This is a genomic window from Mycobacterium kiyosense (genome assembly GCA_021654635.1).
Classification (GTDB): Bacteria; Actinomycetota; Actinomycetes; order Mycobacteriales; family Mycobacteriaceae; genus Mycobacterium; species Mycobacterium kiyosense.
The window spans coordinates 2,599,841-2,618,318 of record AP025179.1 but is presented as its reverse complement, the minus strand read 5'-3'; the positions used below and the strand labels follow the sequence as shown (position 1 = coordinate 2,618,318).

General features: G+C 65.1%; 12 protein-coding genes and 9 pseudogenes. 9 read left to right on the top strand and 12 right to left on the bottom strand.

Annotated features, from left to right (window positions below; all coding sequences use genetic code 11):
• Positions 1 to 51: 51 nt before the first annotated feature.
• Positions 52 to 369 (bottom strand): DUF5372 family protein, encoded by a 318-nt coding sequence (locus L6444_RS12415; RefSeq protein ID WP_255731185.1) that lies wholly within the window; start codon positions 367 to 369, stop codon positions 52 to 54.
• A 71-nt stretch (positions 370 to 440) separates the two neighbouring features.
• Here L6444_RS12415 and L6444_RS12410 point away from each other — a divergent pair.
• The 3 pseudogenes from L6444_RS12410 to L6444_RS12400 form a co-directional block, all read left to right on the top strand.
• A pseudogene (locus L6444_RS12410) lies at positions 441 to 1,686 on the top strand (IS701 family transposase).
• Between the two features lie 99 nt (positions 1,687 to 1,785).
• Positions 1,786 to 1,920 (top strand): annotated as a pseudogene (locus tag L6444_RS12405) (IS3-like element ISMysp3 family transposase); the annotation flags it as partial.
• Positions 1,883 to 4,450: pseudogene (locus L6444_RS12400) on the top strand (tyrosine-type recombinase/integrase); the annotation flags it as partial. The pseudogenes L6444_RS12405 and L6444_RS12400, both read left to right, overlap by 38 nt.
• Positions 4,451 to 4,489: 39 nt before the next feature.
• On the opposite strand, the gene L6444_RS30105 reads toward L6444_RS12400, so the two are convergent.
• From L6444_RS30105 to L6444_RS12390, 3 genes and pseudogenes are all read right to left on the bottom strand, one after another.
• Positions 4,490 to 4,930, bottom strand: a complete 441-nt coding sequence (locus L6444_RS30105; protein WP_255731297.1) for a site-specific integrase — start codon at positions 4,928 to 4,930, stop codon at positions 4,490 to 4,492.
• A 109-nt stretch (positions 4,931 to 5,039) separates the two neighbouring features.
• A pseudogene (locus L6444_RS30100) lies at positions 5,040 to 5,372 on the bottom strand (tyrosine-type recombinase/integrase); the annotation flags it as partial.
• Between the two features lie 941 nt (positions 5,373 to 6,313).
• Positions 6,314 to 7,177 (bottom strand): tyrosine-type recombinase/integrase, encoded by an 864-nt coding sequence (locus L6444_RS12390; RefSeq protein WP_236982950.1) that lies wholly within the window; start codon positions 7,175 to 7,177, stop codon positions 6,314 to 6,316.
• 497 nt (positions 7,178 to 7,674) lie between these two features.
• On the opposite strand from L6444_RS12390, the pseudogene L6444_RS12385 reads away from it, so the two are divergent.
• The 3 genes and pseudogenes from L6444_RS12385 to L6444_RS31080 form a co-directional block, all read left to right on the top strand.
• A pseudogene (locus L6444_RS12385) lies at positions 7,675 to 8,963 on the top strand (IS110 family RNA-guided transposase).
• A gap of 99 nt (positions 8,964 to 9,062) precedes the next feature.
• Positions 9,063 to 9,428: a hypothetical protein gene (locus L6444_RS12380; RefSeq protein WP_236982948.1), complete on the top strand. Its 366-nt coding sequence runs from the start codon at positions 9,063 to 9,065 to the stop codon at positions 9,426 to 9,428.
• Between the two features lie 16 nt (positions 9,429 to 9,444).
• Positions 9,445 to 9,582: pseudogene (locus tag L6444_RS31080) on the top strand (IS3-like element ISMysp3 family transposase); the annotation flags it as partial.
• Between the two features lie 13 nt (positions 9,583 to 9,595).
• Here the strand turns inward: L6444_RS31080 and L6444_RS12375 are convergent.
• The 6 genes from L6444_RS12375 to lpqS form a co-directional block, all read right to left on the bottom strand.
• The gene (locus tag L6444_RS12375) at positions 9,596 to 10,015 is read right to left on the bottom strand and encodes an IS110 family transposase (protein ID WP_370652853.1); all 420 of its coding nucleotides are present in this window, start codon (positions 10,013 to 10,015) and stop codon (positions 9,596 to 9,598) included.
• A gap of 204 nt (positions 10,016 to 10,219) precedes the next feature.
• Positions 10,220 to 10,957, bottom strand: a complete 738-nt coding sequence (locus L6444_RS12370; protein ID WP_255731295.1) for a sensor domain-containing protein — start codon at positions 10,955 to 10,957, stop codon at positions 10,220 to 10,222.
• A 111-nt stretch (positions 10,958 to 11,068) separates the two neighbouring features.
• Entirely contained in the window at positions 11,069 to 11,746 is a 678-nt protein-coding gene (locus L6444_RS12365; RefSeq protein WP_236984054.1) for a YoaK family protein, read from the bottom strand.
• A gap of 334 nt (positions 11,747 to 12,080) precedes the next feature.
• Positions 12,081 to 12,743 (bottom strand): cation transporter, encoded by a 663-nt coding sequence (locus L6444_RS12360; RefSeq protein WP_236982944.1) that lies wholly within the window; start codon positions 12,741 to 12,743, stop codon positions 12,081 to 12,083.
• Between the two features lie 95 nt (positions 12,744 to 12,838).
• On the bottom strand, positions 12,839 to 13,873 hold the full coding sequence (locus L6444_RS12355) for a PPE family protein (protein ID WP_236982943.1): 1,035 nt from the start codon (positions 13,871 to 13,873) through the stop codon (positions 12,839 to 12,841).
• 472 nt (positions 13,874 to 14,345) lie between these two features.
• A complete protein-coding gene (gene lpqS / locus L6444_RS31075) occupies positions 14,346 to 14,759 on the bottom strand; it encodes a putative copper homeostasis (lipo)protein LpqS (protein WP_459561287.1) in 414 nt (137 codons plus the stop codon).
• Between the two features lie 252 nt (positions 14,760 to 15,011).
• Here lpqS and L6444_RS12350 point away from each other — a divergent pair.
• Positions 15,012 to 15,296 (top strand): annotated as a pseudogene (locus tag L6444_RS12350) (integrase catalytic domain-containing protein); the annotation flags it as partial.
• A gap of 125 nt (positions 15,297 to 15,421) precedes the next feature.
• Positions 15,422 to 15,880: a hypothetical protein gene (locus L6444_RS12345; protein WP_236982942.1), complete on the top strand. Its 459-nt coding sequence runs from the start codon at positions 15,422 to 15,424 to the stop codon at positions 15,878 to 15,880.
• A gap of 21 nt (positions 15,881 to 15,901) precedes the next feature.
• Here the strand turns inward: L6444_RS12345 and L6444_RS12340 are convergent.
• Positions 15,902 to 16,219, bottom strand: a pseudogene (locus L6444_RS12340) (hemolysin III family protein); the annotation flags it as partial.
• Between L6444_RS12340 and L6444_RS12335 the strand changes: the two are divergent.
• Positions 16,194 to 17,077 (top strand): annotated as a pseudogene (locus L6444_RS12335) (Ppx/GppA phosphatase family protein). The pseudogenes L6444_RS12340 and L6444_RS12335 overlap by 26 nt on opposite strands.
• 1 nt (position 17,078) lies before the next feature.
• Here the strand turns inward: L6444_RS12335 and L6444_RS12330 are convergent.
• Positions 17,079 to 18,443, bottom strand: coding sequence for a PPE family protein (locus L6444_RS12330; protein ID WP_236982941.1), 1,365 nt, complete (start codon positions 18,441 to 18,443; stop codon positions 17,079 to 17,081).
• Between the last annotated feature and the right edge of the window lie 35 nt (positions 18,444 to 18,478).

Genomic DNA, 18,478 nt, shown 5'->3' with positions numbered 1-18,478 from the left:
GCCGACAACTCCGGCGGCATAATCTGATTAACAATAGCGGCATAATCGTCTTTACAGTCGGTCGTCGGACAGGCCGTCGATCAACCGCCGCAGTTCAACCAGATCGGCGAACCGGAACGGGCACCGACCCGTGGCCATCGTGACGAACGCGTCCGGCCCGGCCGCATCCGTCCAGCCCACTGGCAGCGAGAACTGCCGGCCGTCCCCGTCGAGGAAGAACACCCGATCCTCCGACCACGTCTGCCGAACCGCAAGGAACACGAACTCGCGACCAAATACTGCAGCCGTAGATCGTGGTTGGTGTGGTTTGGGCGTGTCTGCGCTGGTCAGGGCGGTGACCGCGGCATTGTTCGGAGTTTGTGAAGACATCTGAATTGGCCGCGGTCGCCGCGGTTCATAGCGTAGACCTGGATCGGTGGTTGTCTGAGTTTTCAGCGGTGATTGATCGGATCGCGCCGCGTTTCGCCCGATATGAGCCGCTGCGTCATGCCGGTGAGCTGATGGCCGGGATGGTCTCTGGGTTGGACAGAAAGAAATTGCTGGACCATCGCCGAGCACCGCGGTGCGGCCACCCCCGATGGGCTGCAACACCTGTTGGGACGGGCCAGCTGGGATGCTGATGCCGTGCGCGATGATCTGCGTGATTACGTCATCGACGCCTTCTGTGATCGCGGCGCGATCCTGGTCGTTGACGAGACCGGCGACATCAAGAAAGGCACCCACAGTGTCGGGGTGCAACGCCAATACTCGGGTACGGCTGGGCGTATCGAGAACTCACAAGTCGCGGTGTATCTGACCTACGCCGCCCCGCGTGGACACGCGCTGATCGATCGGGCGCTGTATCTGCCCAAATCGTGGACCCAGGACTCGGATCGCTGCGCTGATGCCGGAATCCCCTCTGATAAGCGGGGTTTCGCTACCAAGCCTGCCCTGGCTATCACGCTGATCGACCGTGCTGTGGCCGCCGAAGTTCCTGCGGCGTGGGTGGCCGGCGACGAAGTTTATGGCGCCGACCCCCAACTGCGGGCGGCCGTTCGCGGCCACCGGCTGGGCTATGTGCTGGGGGTCGCGGCCAACCGACGTGTGCCCACCCACGCCGGTGCGATCCGCGTCGATGCCCTCCCGGCGCTGATACCGGCACACGCCTGGCAGAAACACTCCGCCGGCGATGGAGCCCACGGTCCCCGGCTGTATTCCTGGGCCTGGTTTCGCCTGCTGGCCGAAGACGACACCGATACTGGTGTGCACCATTTGCTGATCCGGCGCAACGACACCACCGGCGAGCACGCCTACCTACGCTGCTACAGCCCCAAACCCGTGCCGCTGCGCGCCCTGGTGCAGGTTGCCGGCCAGCGTTGGCGCATCGAGGAATCCTTCCAAGCAGCCAAAGGCCTGGTTGGAATCGACCAGCACCAGGTCCGGCGCTGGAAATCCTGGCACCGCTGGACCACCCTGGCCATGCTCGCCCACGCCTTCCTGGCCGTGGCCACCGCAATCGAACGCGACACCACACCCACACCCACCGGGCTGATCACGTTGACCGTCAACGAATTCCGCCGACTCTTCGACGCCCTACTACTGACCACAAACCGCACCATCACCAGCCTGCTGGCCTGGTCACGATGGCGACGACAACACCAATACCGAGCCCGCCAATCCCACTACCGACGACGAGAAAACCAATGATCACGATCTACGGCTGCAGTACAAACCACGGATGAAACGGGTGCGTCACCCGAACAATTCGCTGATCACCTACCGGATCAAGCGCAGTTGACGACGCGGGATAACGCGTTGGCCGAGACCACGATCGGACTCTACAAGAACGAGTGCATCCGGGCGGATTCGCCGTTTCGCCGCGGCCCGCTGAACGCACTGGGCGATGTCGAGTACATCACCGCCGACTACGTCGCCTGGTTTGGATATGCGGGTGATCCTCGGCGTGTCTTCTGTGATGCGGCCGGGCCAGCGCCGATGCTGTGGTCGGGAGGTTGTCGTGTGCGTGCCGTGCCTGGTTCGACCGGCCGGTGGCGGCGTCCCGCGACTGGGTCATCAACTGCTCGACGACTATCTCGGCACCGTGGCCTCTCGAGCGCGTCCGAATACGGTGCTGGCCACTGCGTTCGATTTGAAGGTGTTCTTTTTGGTGGTGGGCAAGGCGCCGGAGGATGTCGACATTGCGGACGTGTTGTCGTTCATCGTCACGCAGCGCCAGCCGCGCCGCGGCGCGGAAGTGGTGCGGATCGAAGACGGTGAAGCGGGCCTGTCGGCGCGCACGATCAAGCGGCGCCTGGCCTCGGTCACTGGGTTGTTCGAGTACCTGATCGTTCGTGGTGTCGTTGCCAGAAACCCCGTGCCCCGTGGGTTGTCGACTCGCACCCCGAGCCGTGCGGTGCGTGGGGTGCCGCTGATCCGCACGCCACGCACGCTGCCGCGGGTCATCGACCCGGGCGAGGTAGACGCCTTGATGGCTGCGCTTCGCACGCGTCGGGACCGGGCGATGGTGGAGGCGATGCTGCTGGGCGGGCTGCGGCGCTGCGAGGTGCTCGGGCTGCGGTTGGGTGACGTGCGGCCCGGTGAGAAGCGGTTGTTCATCGCTGAGGGTAAGGGCGGCCATCAGCGGATCGTGCCGGTATCAGCTCGGTTCTTCACCACCCTGGCCGACTATTTGCAGACCGAACGCCCGCCCCACTGCGCGGCAGATCAGGTGTTCGTGGTGCTCAAGGGCCAGCGCCGTGGACGGCCGTTGAGCGCAGCCGGGCTTGACGAGATCATCGCTGGCGCCCGCCGGCGCGCCGGTATCGCCCATCTGACCTGTCATCAGTTGCGGCATACCTGTTTCACACGCCTACGTGAGGCCGGGATGGCATTGGGAGGCGATCCAGGCCCAGGCCGGCCATCGCTCCATCGAATCCACCCGCGTCTACCTGCATTTGGCCAACGATTGGCTTGCCGGCGAATACCGGCGGGCGGTCGAGGCGATCGACGCCCAAGCTGTGCAGGCGCCGTGACGCCCGCGCCGCTGTCGCTGGCCGTAGACGACGCGTCGATCGTCGAAGACTATCTGGCCGCGATGCGGGCCGCAGGACGCAAGACGGGACGATCGACCACCCAGGCCGCGCATACCTGCCAGACCAAAATCGCCCGTGCCGGCGGCTGGGGCGGGCTCACCGCGGACCAGCAGCTCGACGCGGTCGCCAAGGCACGATCGTTTACCTCCTGGCTGATGGTCACCGGGCGCATCATCGTCGATGCCGAACTGCTCAGCTGCAGCGATCTGCGGCCGGGCATCCCGGCCCGCGGGTTCTGCGCCGCGGACTATCACTGGTTCGTCGAAAACTGTTCGAGGATCGGTGTTTCCAACAGCGATACCGCGGCGCAGTGGAACATCCTGGCGAAGATCGCCGCGATCACCGGTAGGTCGCCGTGCGCGGTCACCGATGAGCACTTCGATGCCGCCCGCATCGCGATGACCACCGCCTACGCCCGTCGCGGCAAGCCCAGCGCAGGGCGCAACGTGGCGTCGGTCTTTCACCGCTTGCGGCTGACGCTGTTCCACGCCGGCCAGATCTCCACATTGCGGCCGCCGACAACTAGCCCGCCGGTCTCGGTGACCGGATGGGCAACGGTGGCAACGAGATTCGCAGAGTCCGCGCAGCGCTATGTCGCCCAGGTCACGCTGAGTCTGCGACCGAGCACCGTCAAGGCCATCGAGCACGATCTGCGCGAGTTCGGCACCTGGCTGGCCGACACCCACCCCGAGGTGGGCAGCTGCGCCGACCTGCACCGTGAACACATCGAAGCGTTCAAGACGTGGCTGTGCACCCATCCCCGGCCGACCACGCGCAAGCCGCTCAACCGGGTCAGCATCAAGAACGCGCTGATCAATCTGCACTGCTTTTTCACTCGGATTACCGAATGGGGCTACCCGAACCCGCCGGTGCGGCCGCTGATGTTCCCTGGGGACCTCCCGATCATCGACAAACCGCTGCCGCGCTTCCTCGATGACGCCGCTGCGGCCAAGCTACTGCGCGCCACCCGCGCCGACCCGGACCCGTTGTCTCGGTTGATCGTCGAGCTGCTTGCCCGCACTGGGATCCGCCGCAGCGAGCTGCTGGCCCTCACTGCCGATGCGGTCGTGCAGATCGGCTCGGCTTACTGGCTGCGGATCCCGATCGGCAAACTGCACAATGACCGCTACATCCCGCTGCACCCGCAACTCAAAGAGCTGCTCGACGACTGGATCAGCCACCACCGACCCACCGGACTGCGCACCAATCGCCTTCTGCTCGAACATAACCGGCCCATCAGCTCCCATCGCGTGACCAAAGCGCTGCGGCACCTGGCCGACACCGCCGGAATCGGCAACGTCACCGCCCATCAGCTGCGCCATACCCTAGCCACGCAGGCCGTGAACCGGGGCATGAGCCTCGACGCCATCGCGGCCCTACTCGGACATTATGCGGGTGATCTTGTCAAGTACGTCTGGTCAGGAAGCGGTCTGATCGAGTCGGGCGAGCAGCCCATCGAACACTTTCTGGCGGCCGAGTTGTCCTTTCTCGGCGGCGTCGTCGCGTTGTGCCTGCAGAGTCGGGCGGAACTCGATGGTGGTCTGGAAGAAAGTGCAGGATTCGCAGATGGATTCGAAGTGGCAGTCCAGGCCGACGGGTCGGGCGCAGTAGCCGTTGCCGAGCATGCGGCGGTGCATCTCGACTCGGAGCTTGCGCATTTCGGCGCCTTCGGCTTCGGCGGGCAGTGTTCGCGGCTGGTCGTAGAGGGCTTCGACTTTTTCGCTGACGGAGAAGTATTCGTCGGCGACAGTACGGTCGGCGATTCGGGCGTACACGAGGGTCATCCGCATCGATCGGTGCCCCAACAATGCGGCCAGGGCTTCGAGGGACATGCCGCGGTTGATCGCCTGGGTCGCCAAGGTATGCCTGAGGCGATGAGGCGAAACATGGCCGATGCCAGGCTGCTTTCGCGGCCTTGGCGACTGCCCGGTCGACGCGGCCTTGGCCGATGCGTTGGCCGTACTCGACGAACAGGTAGCGGCTGCGCAAGCTGGTGGGCCGAGTGGCGATCCAGGTGTCGAGAAGATCCTTGAGTTGGGGATGCAAGGGAATGTAGCGGTCGGTACGCAGTTTGCCGAGCGGCACGTGCAACCAGTACGCGGCCCCGATCTGCACGACGGAATCGACTGTGAGATCGAGGAATTCGCCTTTGCGCAGTCCGGTGCGGGCCAGGAACTCCACGCACAGTCGCACGAACGGGTCGTCGGCGGCGCGTGCGGCCTGCAGGAGCTTGGTGAAGGCGGCGTCATCGAGGAACCTGGGCAGCGGGTCGTCGCGCAGTGGCAGGTCGCCAGGGAACATGAGCACGCGGGCGGGGATGTCGTCGCCGTCCCATTCGGTGAGCCGCTCGAAGCAGGTGCGCAGGGCGCCAAGGTGTTCGGCGAGACCGGTCTTGGACAACCTGCCGCCACGGGCCGAGGGCCGGGTGGACAGGTGCAGCTTGTAGGCCTCGATGTGTACCCGACGCAGGTCGGCGACGCAGAGCACCTCGGGGGCGTTCACGGCCAGCCAGCCGGCGAACTCCCGCAGCACGCCCTCGACGCGCACCATCGTCGAGGCCCGCAGCGACAACCGGGTCTGGGCGATGTAACCGGTCAAGGTGGCCGCCAGCCGTGGCGGAACCGCAGCCCACTGGGCGGCCCGCTCGGCCGAGCGGTCCGGGTTGGTTTTGCGGGGAGCGGTGTCAAGGACGCCGAGGTGGAACAAAGTGGTCTGCGCACCGAACAGCGCCGCGCTCAGTGCCTTGGCGCCATGACTGTCGGGTCGGTGGCGAGTTATCGCGGCGGTCAAAGCTTTTCGCTGTGCGTCGATCACCGGCTGAGTCAGCCACTGGGGAGTCAGCCCGGCCAGCGCTGCCACCTTGGCCAGCGCCGACCACTGCAGGCGGGTCGCCACAGGGCCGAACCCGAGCTCAGCGGAGCGTGCGACAAACCGCTCGTGGAACCCGCGGTGATGATGGGCGGCGACTTCGCCGAGGTAGGGCCGGCACGCCACAAGATAGTCCGGGCTGGGCCGCAGCCGTCCCGTCACGATCAACCAACCGACCACCCGTCGATCCTTCAGCGGCAATGCACACTGGGTTGCCAGCGGCAACACGGACCAGCCCGCCACACCCACGCGGGTGAAGAACATGCGAGCCACCGAGGTCACCGGGTGTCCGGCGAACATTCCGGCCGCCACGAGGTCGACCCGATACGCCTCGACGAGTTCCTCGATGTTGGGGCGATGTGCCGGTGAACCGTTCATTCCTCGGCCGCCTCGCCGGACGCGACGACCTGCGCCTCGATCGCTTCGGCGGCGCGCAGGTACTCCCGCTCCAACCAGTCGTTTGCCAGGTGCAGGTAGATGCGGGTCGAGACGATCGAGGAGTGGCCGGCCTGGGCTTGGATCGCCTCCAGTGCCATCCCGGCCTCCCGCAGCCGGGTGAAACACGTGTGCCGCAGCTGATGGCACGTCGCCTGCGTCAGCCCGGCGCGCCCACGCGCACCGTCGAGGATCTCGTCCAGGCCCGCCGCAGTCAACGACTCACCGCGCCGCGGTCCCTTCAACACCACGAACACCCGGTCGGTCGACGCCCGCGGCCGCTCGTGGTCCAGATAGTCCCCGAGCGAGGCGAAAAACCGCGCAGATACCGGCACTATCCGCTGCCGCCCGCCCTTGCCCTCGGCCACGAACACCCGCCGCTGGCCGGCGTTGACGTCGTCGAGGCGCAGGCCCAGTACCTCGCAACGTCGCAGGCCACCCAACAGCATCGCCTCGACCATGGCCCGGTCACGGTGAGTGCGCAACGCCGCCCGCAGCGCGTCGACCTCGCTTGGCGCCAGCACCCGCGGCAGCGTCCGCGGCGTGCGGATCAACGGCACACCGCCCTTGCCGCGCCGAGCACCGGGGCGGCGGGCGGCCAGGCTGCTCGGAACCGGGTTGCGGCTCACGCCGGTGTCACCTCGGGCCGCGAGGTAGGCGTACAGACCACGCACACTCGACAACCGGCGGGCGATCGTGCGCGCCGCCAAGCCCGGCTCGCCATCCTCCAATCGCACCACCCGCTCGCCCAAGCGGGAAGTGCGTTGAGATGCCAAGAACGCGAAGACATCTGCCGCGATCAACCTGCGCTGGCTCCTTCGCAACCACCCCAAAAAAAATCTTCAAATCCGACGCCACCGCCAGCCAGGTATTGGTCCGAGCTCGCGCCCCAACGAAGGCAAGATAGTCATCCAGCAGCGGATGCCCCAGGGTGATCGCGACGAGCTCCACCCCACGATGGTGACGAATCAAGCACGGCCTGAACTGGTCCATCGGGGTCTCCTGGCTCGTCGGTCAACCGGCCCACGCCCGGGTAGATCACCCGCCGCAGATCACCCGTATATCAGTTGTGTGGTCCCCTTCCGGGGACGCCCGCGCATGCGGGAAAATCGGGTGCGGTCGCTCGCCGAGGTCGATCATTCTTGGCGCTGGTGAGCCCGTATATCAGTTTGATCCGGGGAGCCGATGGTGGGGCTGCGCATTGTTGCCATGAGCACGAGGGTCCGACTCTTTTCTATCCCTGTTCGGTTCCTGCGGGCGGCCGCGCTCATGTAATCGGTTTCCGGGAAGGATTTTCGTTATGGACGAGGTCGATGATGTCGAACTGCTAGTGGAGCGGGTCGCGGCGCTGGATCTGGGCAAGGCTGTTCTGGAGGCGTGTGTGCGGGTGCCGCAAGCACAACGGGCCGGCAGACGAATGCAGGAGCTGCGCAGCTACGGTACGACGACCACACGGCTGTTGGCGTTGGCGGGCTGGTTGCGGCACTGGCAGGTGCAGCGGGTGGTGATGGAATCGACCAGCACCTATTGGAAGGGCGTGTACTACCTTCTGGAGGCCGAGGGGTTTGACTGCTGGCTGGTCAACGCCCGCGAGGTGAAGAAGTGCCAGGTCGGGCGAAGACAGACCGGGCCGACGCGGTCTGGCTGGCCAAAGTCGCCGAGCGTGGGATGTGCCGCCCGTCACTGGTGCAGCCGCCCGAGATCCGTCGGCTACGCGACCTCACGCGCTACCGTCGGGCTCTGGTGCAGGATCGCACCCGTGAGCAGCAACGGGTTGAGAAGCTGCTCGAGGACGCCCAGATCAAAATCTCGTCGGTGCTCTCGGACCTGCACGGCGTATCCGGGCGGGTGATGATGGAAGCCCTGATCGCCGGAGAGCGGGATCCGCGGACGCTGGCCCGGCTGGCCAAAAGCGGTGCGCGGAAGAAGACCGACCAGCTCGAAGAGGCGCTACGCGGATTCTTCACCGACCACCACGCGACGATTCTGAGGATGATGCTTGATAACAGCGACCGGATCGGCGCGCAGATCGCCACACTCGACGCCCGGATCGAGGAGGCGATCGACCCTTTCTCCCGACAGGCAGCCCGGCTCGCTGACATTGTCGGCGTGAACACCGTTGCCGCCGCCGAACTCATCGCTGAGACTGGGGTCGACATGACCCGGTTCCCAACGGCCGCGCATCTGGTGTCGTGGGCCAAGTTCTGCCCGCAGACCCACGAGTCGGCCGGTAAGTCGATGAGCAAGGGCCGCGGCAAAGGCAACCCGTGGCTGGCCGGCACTCTTGGCCGCATCGCGTTCGCCAACTCCCGCGCCGACACCTTCCTGGGCACCCGTTATCGGCGCCTGGCGCGACGCCGCGGCAAGCAGAAGGCGATCGTGGCCACCGGCAACTCGGTGCTGACCGTCATCTATCACCTGCTCTCCGATCCACAAGCCCGATTCTGCGACCTCGGACCCGGCTACTACGAATCCCGGATCAACAAACACCGCCGTGCCCGCGACCTCGCCACCCAACTCCAAGCGCTCACCGGCCAGCACATCGCCATCCGGGACGGTAAAGCGGTCATCACCGACAACGCGGCCTGACACTAAATCGACAACGCCACAACATGACCCGGCTCCCGTCGGGTGCCTTCGGCTGCCCACTCACCATCCGATTTTCGGGTCAGACACAAGACCCTCGCCATGACCATGATCTACGCGCGCATCGCCGACAAGACCGTCGCCGACGAGTACTTCGCCGTTACCGAAAAAGTCGAGGCCCTCTATGGCCAGCCCCGCGAGCTCGCCGGCGATGACGAGAGCCGCGAAATGCGCAAGCTGCGCACCGAGATGCATCGGCGCATGCTCGGCAACGGCTACTGCGCTCGACCCGTGGAGATGGACTGCCACTTCGAATCGATCTGTGAATCGTGCAGCTTCTTCGTCACCACCATCGAGTTCCGGCCCACCCTCCAACGGCAACGCGACGACGCAGCCCAAAAGGGTCAAATCGGACGCCAGAACATCTTTGACGGCATCCTCCACCGACTCGACACCGACGCATCCTGAACGGCTGCCTTGACAAGATCACCCACATAAGTACAACCAGCAGCGCCTCATGCACCGCCTCGGGCGTATCCCACCCGCCGAAGCCGAAGCCCGCTACTATTCCGAACTTGTGACCGACCAACCGGCCGGCTCACAGAACCCCGAGGGTGCATGAAACCCAGGATGGTTCAGATCGCATCAATCATCTGCGCTTGGTTGGCTGCCAGCTCTGCGTTGAGGGCGACCACGCGTTTGGCCATTCGGACTGCCTCGGCGCGAGCGGTGCTTGTGGCAAGATCTTCGGCCCGGGTGCGCCAGCGGGCGGCCTCACCAATCTGCCTGGCGGTCAATGGCTTACGAGCGTCGATACCCAGGGTGGTCATCCGCAGCAGCGCGGTGAGTGCGTTGACGGCCGCGGTGCGTTCAGTCGTCATGTGCTCACGGGCGGTGACCAAAACCCGCAATGCAGCCCGAACACCGTCGCCACTTCGCGGCCGGCGCAACTGCTCAGGTTCAAGGGACAAAACCGCGGCTGCGATTCTGCGGGCGTCCAAGGGGTCCGACTTGCACGATTGCGCAGCAGGCGAGCGGAGGCCCCGCCCCTTCATCGCATCATGAGCAACATCCGGTTGGCGGTACAGCGCTCAGACAGGAAGTCGAACTTGGGGTTCATCAGGGTCTCCTGTTTGTGCGGAACAGCCCTATCGGCGAATACCCTCACTTCAGTTGACAGCAACCCTCGGGCTGCGCAACGGGTCCTGTGCGCCTCCTATTGCACGTCAGCGCGCTGATTGATCACGTGAGCGTGGCGGTTAGGTCACACGATCGGTGATCGCTGACAGGATGGAGTTCGCGGTCGGGCCATGGCTCGGTAGGCCGGAGACCAAGACGTCGATCAAAACGGAGGACTTCACGCGGTACGTTTCGGTCCAGGTGTTGTCGGTGGACTTGAGCGTCGCGGTTGAGGGGTCGAGCATCTCCATGGTGAATTGATAGTCGGCGTTGGCGTGCAACGCAGCGCATTCCGCGAGTGCGGAGACAAGGCCATCAAGCGCGGTGTGGGCCGCGTCGCTGCTGGGATACGCGGCGATGGTTTGACGTACCAGGGCGATTACGCGGGTGTGGAAGGCAGGGGTTGCGCTACCGACGGCTGCGGTGTAGGACACCGCATGGAATATGATCCAGTTGTTCCCGAAGGTGCGGTTGGTGTTTCCTACTGCTTGGCATGCGATGGGAGCGTTCGGGTTTGGCGTGGGTGGTTGAGTCATCTCCAGCTGCGGTTGTTGGGTGAGGCCATCGAACATGGCGATGCGGCGCACATCGTCGACGCTGATAATCAACGCGTCGATGGCGATCCCGGCAGTGGGATTTGTGCGGGGCCTCGCCGGTGCGCCCGGATGTGCGCATGCACAGACGAAAACGATTGCGCAGCAGGTGATAAGAGACGCGGAGGCGTCCGCAGCCAGTGCTCGCAACCATGACGTTACTCGGGCTGTCTTCCACGCTTGCGCGGCGACAGCTCTGCGCCTATTGCGGCGTGTCTGGCGCATGCCGGGGTCTGTTGCCACAATGCGTTGCGATGTCGCTAACCTCATCCCGCCAATCTATGAGGGTCGGCGACAACTGTGCCTGGGCCCACTGCGCGTGTACGCATTGCGGTGCTATCGTCGCAGGGCTCGGCGGTCGGCGTGAAAATACGTGTGGCCGCTGGTGATTACCGATACCGCGGCGGCGACCGCCAGCATCTGCGACCCGCTCACCACCAGGCTGATGCATCCTCCGATCACTGCCCCAGCGACGAAGCTGGCCCACAACAGGAAGTATCCGAGCCAGTCGGTGGCCCGCCCGCCGCTGATGTGACGCTCGATACCTTGACCCAGCTTAACCAGAGTGCCTGTCACGTAGCTAAGCGGGATCGATACCTCACCTTTGTCGACGAACGAGGTGTTCAGGGCACCAATTCCCAGAGCAACGAAAATAACTGGCACGAAAGACACGTCATGTGTTGACCATCCGTCCACGATGACGTCCACAGCGGCGGCCGTAACGAGGAACAATGCGGCCAACACCGTGGAGCCGTGGGGATGCGCCAGCCACAGATGCCGTCGACACAGCGACGCGATCACCACGCCGCCGACAAACGACGCCAACAGCAGCGCTGCCGTGATCGAAAGCCATTGTTCATTGCGGAAAAATCCCAGGACTGCGCGCTCACTATTGCCGGTCATGAAGGTGACGAAGTAGCCGGCAGAGTGGGTAAAGGCCGCTGCCCCGATCAATCCCGCCACAGCGGCCAGGACCCACGATAGCCGGGCTTCACTGCCCAAGATTTTACCCATAGACGGTTGCGGCGAACTCGGTCGCCGCCGCCCCGGTCCTGCCGCTGCACCGATCTCGCGCAGCGCCTCAAGATCAGCGCGACTCAACGCCGGTTCCCCGCAGCCTGCGCACTCCGGGATACGCAACCGAGACTGCGACCGCAACCGGAGACTCGGGACGCAAAGTTCACATTGCCGCGTTGAACGACGATCGCGACGCGATGAATCATCAAGCATCAAAGTACAACTCCTGCATACGATTTGTTGTCGACTCGAGAAATAGGGGCCAAGCAATCGATACGTTGAATAGTGACTACCCGGGCAGTGATCGTGCGGTTTGTTGCTATTGCCGCTTTCAGCATCCGCAACCCTGTCCGTGCCACGAGCGTAAGCCTTGCCAGACACCGATACCGGCGATGCCTAGACCGATCGCAGGATCCAACCACCACCCGCCGACCCACAGGCCCGTCGTGGCCAGACCGACAAAGACTGCGCCGGCTTGGGCGGCACACAAATAGTTCTGGGTGCCTTTGCCCACTGTAGCCGCTGACCCCAGACGAGCGCCGAGTCTGTGCTGAGCCCACCCAAGGACCGGCATCTGCACCAGTGCGGCCGCGGTCACCGCAATGGCGATCGATGTGATGTGGGGTTCATGGTCGCCGAGGAGGTGATGGACGGATTCGGCGGCGACGTAGGGGGCGGTGAGCCAAAATGACACCGCCACGCCGCGTTGAGCGCCCAGCTCGGCGGTCTCGGAGAAAGTTCGCGCGCCGCTGAACCGCCAGATCACCACCAGGCTGGCCACCGCCTCGGGGGCGCTGCCCAGGGCCCACGCGGTCAGCGCGATGGATCCGGCCGCGATGCCTTGCCACAGGCCGACGGCTCCTTCGGCGACCACCAGGGCGAGGCTGATCCAGGCCAGCCGGCGCGCCCAGCGAGCGGCCCAGTGCCAGTCAGCTCCTTTGGCGTGACCCGTGGTCAGGGTGAGTTGACGTGGGTCAGAACAGGTACTGTCCATGATGGTGTTGAGTCTCCAACCGAGTCGGGGGCGATCCTGAGGGGCGTGAGTTCGACGCGCCAGTTATAGTCGCGCCGGCTTGTCGGCGCGACAATTCATGGCTTGCGGTCCGAGGCCGAAGTGAAACGGCTGGCGAGCGGCGGAACGGTCGGCGCAGGCCGTGGCGGGGCCTTCTCTACCCAGGCCTGGGGCACCGAGAGCTCCCCGACCGCGGCCGCGGGTTTCAGGTCGGGCTGCTCCCCTGGCGCGGCCCGCCTGCCCGAATAAGTGCTCAACCGGCTGCGCGGGGGCACGCGGCAGCCGCTGAACCAAGCCCGCACCGGCACGGGCCGGCCCCTTGTCCGACCGACTGTGTCACTACGATCACTGTCAGCTCCTGCCAGCCTCGAGATCAGTGCCCAGACGGCCGACATCGGCGACGTCAGCCCTGCATTATCAGAATCGGGATCGGCACCGGAATCTGGTGTCGGCTGCGGCGTGCCACGTGAGTGCGATGTCGGTGATGCGAGGCTCTCCAACGCACAAGGCACGGCGCGATACAACTGCGCATCTGTTTTGATTCGCCGCAACGCCAGAGTGTCACCTGGCTCTCCGGGCCCGACACCGATGAGCTCGACATCGGGCACGGGAAAAGGATCGAGCTCGGTCGCGGCCGCGGCATTACGCGCATAGCTGTACATCGCGGCGGCGTCCTGAGCCCACATTTCGCTGTAGCGCGCTTCCACAGCGGCGATGGCAGGCGTGTGTTGAGCGAGGTGGTTGGCGGCGGTAAGTGACCGCAACCGCTTGCGGTTCGCGATGATCTGCATCGGCAGCACCGTCTGCCTCAGGGCGATTCCATAGGCCGCCGCTGCCGACCTGGCTTGCGCGGCGGTGCGGTGCGCGCGTGCGGCCGTGAGGGCGATCCATTGCAAGTAGGGCCTGACCGCGTCGGCCATTAACGAGGCCGAAGGCCCCTGCCAGAAGTCGTTGCCCAAGCCTGAGATTGTCGAGAGGACGGAGATCTCCGCGGAAAAAAGAGCTTCCGCGAGCGCCTCCCAAGCCGCGGCGGCGGCCAACAGCGATTCCGAACCGGGACCGCGGAACATTCTGTTGGAGTTGATTTCCGGCGGCAGCAGCCCATAATCCATCGTTGTGGCTCCGATCAGTCAGCGGCGTGACGGCGAGGGTCGGTGATGTCTCGGCGACCCGACATTGCAGCCCGAAATTCGACGCCGTGGCAGCGCCGCGGTCATCAGAGCAATGACAATCGCGGACACGATCAGCGGCGCCTCAAAGGTGATGCGGCAAGCCAGCGCTGCCGACAGCAGCGGTGGCCTAGCTGGGGAAACGGACACAAAATTCTCCTTCTCGCGCAGACTTCTGGGTGGACGAACGGACCCATCCGGCGCGATCGGGCGCTGTCGGACACGCCGAACCAGCAAAATGATCTGCGCCGCAGGGGCATGCGTCAGATCACTGGGCGCGAGATCCGTTTGCCGAACGGACCGACACAAGCGACGGTTGCTAGCCGCTACAGCCACGCAGTCAGGCAGCGCAGCCGCCGACAGGGTCAGCGATCAACTAGCCTCGTGCAGCGCCCAACGATGTGACGCCATACCGTCAGCGGCGTGCGAGACAATATCTGGTCAAAAGATCCTGGCCAGTCCAAATGACGCCTAGCCCACGGGGCGGACCCCACCCGGACTGCAGCATGTGCTCGAAAACCCAGCCCGCACCAGCGGCCAGCGCCGCCAGCATCCCGAGCGCGACAAGACCCGGCGTCATTTGGGGCAGAATCGCCGCGGCACACACTTCGGGGCATTGCGGCGACGGACATGGACATTGCCTGAGATGCGTGGGATCGCCATTGACCACGACCGAACCAGTGAAGGAGGACAGAAGGGCATGGGCGGTGTCCGGTGTCGATGGCGCGGTGTGCTTGAACTCACCGACGCCCCCAGTAAGCAGCCAAAGCGCGGCGAAAAGGGCGACAACCGATCGCCACACCACCCGCCTGTGCGCTCCAGAGAACATGAAGGTCAAATTTAGCACCCAATTCCAATCTGGCCGTCAATTCAGCGGCGTGCCTCACCTACTTTGAGCGCGTAGCCGGTGGTGGTGCCTCACCTACTTTGAGCGTATGGCCGGGAAGGCTTGCCCGATGTGGAGGGCAAGATCGATATGGCCGCGAGACGGCAGGTAACCAACAAGCTGCAGGTCCAGTACCGCAAGGCGGCAAAGGCGGACAAAGGCAGGATTTTGGATCGGGTGGTGGCCACTACGGGGATGGGCGGCTCGACAGCTCGGCGGGCGTTGACCGGCCCGCGGCTGCCGGATCCGGCCGAGCAGGTCGATAGGCGCACGCTGCGCCCGCGCGGCTTCAGCGACGACGCCAGGGCGCTGCTGGCCCACGTGTGGGCGTTGATGGGCATGCCGTGCGGCAAGTACCTGGTGGTGATGCTGGAGCTGTGGCTGCCGCTGCTGGGCGCCGCCGGCGACTTGGACAAGCCGTTCGCCACCGAGGCGGCATTGGTCGAGCTGAAGGCGATGAGCGCGGACACCGTGGACCGCTACCTCAATCCGGCACGGGACAGGATGCGCATCAAGGGCATTTCGACGACGAAACCGTCTCCGCTGCTGCGTAATTCGATCACGATCCGCACCTGCGCCGACGAGGCGCCCGATGCACCGGGGGGGTGATCGAGGCCGACACCGTGGCGCACTGCGGCCCGACGCTGATCGGCGAGTTCGCCCGCACCTTGACGATGACCGATGTCGTGACCGGCTGGACTGAGAACACCTCGATCCGCAACAACGCATCCAAGTGGATCACCGAGGGCGTCGAGGGACTGCAGCAGCGGTTCCCGTTCCCGATGGTGGTCTTCGATTCAACTGCGGTGGCGAGTTCATCAATCATGAATTCGCTGGGTGGCTGCAGGCCCGTGACATCGCCCAGGCCCGCTCCCGGCCGTACCAGAAGAACGACCGGGCCCATGTGGAGAGTCCAAGAACAACCACGTGGTTTTAGCATCATCATCATTCTTCATAAACCCTCGATAAGCCTTCCTGCAGGCTACCGATCCGGGTCGATCAACCTGCAGGAGCATTGCCGCTGGCCACAAAGTGCTTTATCGACGTCCAGCGGGCAATACTGACACTCGAAATGTTCGGGTAGTTCAGAAGACCGCGAGCCACGTGGCGATGTAGTGGCAGATCGCCGCGACTGCGGTGCAGGCGTGGAAAACTTCGTGATAAACAAACGTCGACGGCCACGGGTCGGGCCGACGCAGTGCGTAGAACACCGCACCAATGCTGTAGAGGACACCGCCCACCGCCAGCAGCACCATCGCAGCCACCCCGGCGTTGTGGAGAATCATCCCGGTGTGACCGACCGCCACCCAGCCCAGCAGCAGATACAAGGGCACGCCCACCCAGCGCGGCGCCGTCGGCCAGAACACCGTCAGGGCGATTCCGGCCAGGGCGCCGCCCCACGGGCAGCTGATCGACGTGCTTCGCGAGATGCGCATCATGCGGCTCGGCCAATGCGTGGACGCTACCGGGGATTTCGCGCCGGAGGCGTTGCAGCGCACCCGGTCCGCGCTGACCAACTACGCGGAACTGTCACCGCCCATGGTGTGGACCGGCATCGGATGGTCGCGGGGCATCGGCCACCCATGATGCCGGTAATCGTGATGTCATCTTCGCGATGACTGCCGAGGTGCTCGGTGATGTCATGGACGGCGCCGTCGCCGAAGTGATCACCGGCCTTGAGGAGGCTGAGCTGTCGTTCCGCGGTGCGGTCAGCGAATTGAACTCCGCAACAGAGGCTTTCGTCGTCGTCGACCTGGGCGGTGGTCGACCAAGGTGGTACTGGGCACCGAGACGGTGACCGCGAGCTTCTCCGCCGACATCGGTTGTGTCCGGCTGACCGAGCGGTGCCTGCACTCCGACCCGCCGCGGTCGCCGAGGTGGCGGCGGCCCGCGATGGTTCGCGACCGGCTCGGGAACGCGGTGCGCATCGTGCCGGTGGAACGGGCGCGTAGTGGGGTCGGGCTGGCCCGGCACGATGACGCCGGTCGCTGCGCTCGCCCATGACATGACGGCCTATGACTCTGCGGCCATTCACCTCCTTCGTGTCGACGTAGACCGGTTGCTCACCGTCTGCGATGGGCTGATCGCGATGCCGCGGGCCGCCCAGCGGGCCGCGTTGGGGCCGATGCACGAGGGTCGGGTCGACGTGATCGTGATCGAGGAGCTGGCCCCTGCATTACGGGAGCGGGCCGGCATCGAGGAGTTGACGGTTCAGCGAGCACGACATCCTGGACGGCATCGCGCTGTCGATCGCCGACTGACCTACTGCCCGAACGAGATTTCGAGCAGTCTCTTCTTCTGCTCGGTGTATTCCTGTTCGCTCAGCCGTCCAACGGCGCGCTGTACGGCGATATCGCGGATCGCGGCGGCGACGCCGGTCATGACCGTCCGCGGCGCGGGCGAGGCCTCGGCGTCGTCGTCGGCCGGTGCGTCCTCGGTGCGACCGGTGAGCCGCGCCGAGCTGGCGTTCTTCATATGGTTTGCGGCGGCTGGCGGGCCTGCCATGGCCTGTCCGGCCATTCCGCCAATTCCCATCTGGTTGAACGTGTTTGCCGCGTCGAATTCTGCTGCCGGCCCCGCTGCCGCGTTCGCGCTCGACAGCGGTGTGCTCAGCGCGGTCGGGCGTACTTCGGGTCCGGCGACGGTCCAGTTCGGTGGCACCGTCAATCCGCCGATCAAGTTGGCCTTGCCCACGGCCGCTGACATCGTCGACGCAGGGAACCCGCCAGTGGGTGGGTTCGGAAGAGTCGCGCGAAACGGCTGCACAGGCGCCGGTCCGGTACCCGGCCAGGCTTCTTCCCCGTTCCAGCCGCTGACGGTGTCATCGTCAACGAGACCCGAGGCACTGTTGAAAGCGGAGGCAGGAAAATCCCCGAACGCGGTCAGCAGATCTGTCGGTGCGAGCACGAGAAAGTCAGTTAAGTCGGCTGGTGCAAGGAGAAAGACGGAACTCAGGATGGCCAGCGTAGTGAGCGGGTCGGCCTGGGCCGGTGTCGCCGCCGCGGACAACCCCTGCGGCACTACCCACATGGCATCCAGCGCATTGCCGGCGAAGATGCCGGTTTGGCTGATCGCGGCGGCTTGGCTGGCCGTCCCGCTAGGGTCGGTGTTCTGGTGCGGGGAGGTAAACGGCGTCAGCACGACCGCGTCCGCTGACGAACCTGCGTAGGTGTACATCGCCGCAGTGTCCTGGGCCCACATCTCGGCGTATAGCGCTTCGGTGGCAGCGATCGCCGCTGTGTTCTGTCCCAGAAAGTTGGTTGCCACCAGCACCGCCAGCAGGCTGCGGTTGGCGGCGATCTCTGGTGGCGGCACCGTGGCTGCGAACGCCGCCTCGTAAGCGGCGGACGCCGTGCGGGCTTGGGCCGCGGTTTCCTCGGCTTGCGCGGCGGTGGCGCTCAGCCACTGGACATAACGCTCGGCGGCGGCACTCATAGCGGCGGACGAGGAACCCGACCACGCCCCTTCGGTAAGTTCCGACACGACCGACTGAAATCCGTTCACGGTCGTATACAGCTCGTCGGCCAAGCTGCCCCAGGCCTGCGCAGCGGCCAGCATCGGCCCCGGTCCCGGACCGGTATACATCCGACCGGAGTTGATCTCCGGCGGATAGATCCCGAAATCCATGACTACATACCTCTTTCAGATGACCGACGTGTCCG

Coding starts and splice junctions, on each gene's coding strand:
- L6444_RS12375 (WP_370652853.1), bottom strand. CDS start 10,015: ATGAAGGGGCGGGGCCTCCGCTCGCCTGCTGCGCAATCGTGCAAGTCG.
- L6444_RS12365 (WP_236984054.1), bottom strand. CDS start 11,746: ATGGGTAAAATCTTGGGCAGTGAAGCCCGGCTATCGTGGGTCCTGGCC.
- lpqS (WP_459561287.1), bottom strand. CDS start 14,759: ATGTTCTCTGGAGCGCACAGGCGGGTGGTGTGGCGATCGGTTGTCGCC.
- L6444_RS12330 (WP_236982941.1), bottom strand. CDS start 18,443: ATGGATTTCGGGATCTATCCGCCGGAGATCAACTCCGGTCGGATGTAT.
- L6444_RS12415 (WP_255731185.1), bottom strand. CDS start 369: ATGTCTTCACAAACTCCGAACAATGCCGCGGTCACCGCCCTGACCAGC.
- L6444_RS12360 (WP_236982944.1), bottom strand. CDS start 12,743: ATGGACAGTACCTGTTCTGACCCACGTCAACTCACCCTGACCACGGGT.
- L6444_RS12380 (WP_236982948.1), top strand. CDS start 9,063: ATGACCATGATCTACGCGCGCATCGCCGACAAGACCGTCGCCGACGAG.
- L6444_RS12355 (WP_236982943.1), bottom strand. CDS start 13,873: ATGGATTATGGGCTGCTGCCGCCGGAAATCAACTCCAACAGAATGTTC.
- L6444_RS12370 (WP_255731295.1), bottom strand. CDS start 10,957: ATGCGCCAGACACGCCGCAATAGGCGCAGAGCTGTCGCCGCGCAAGCG.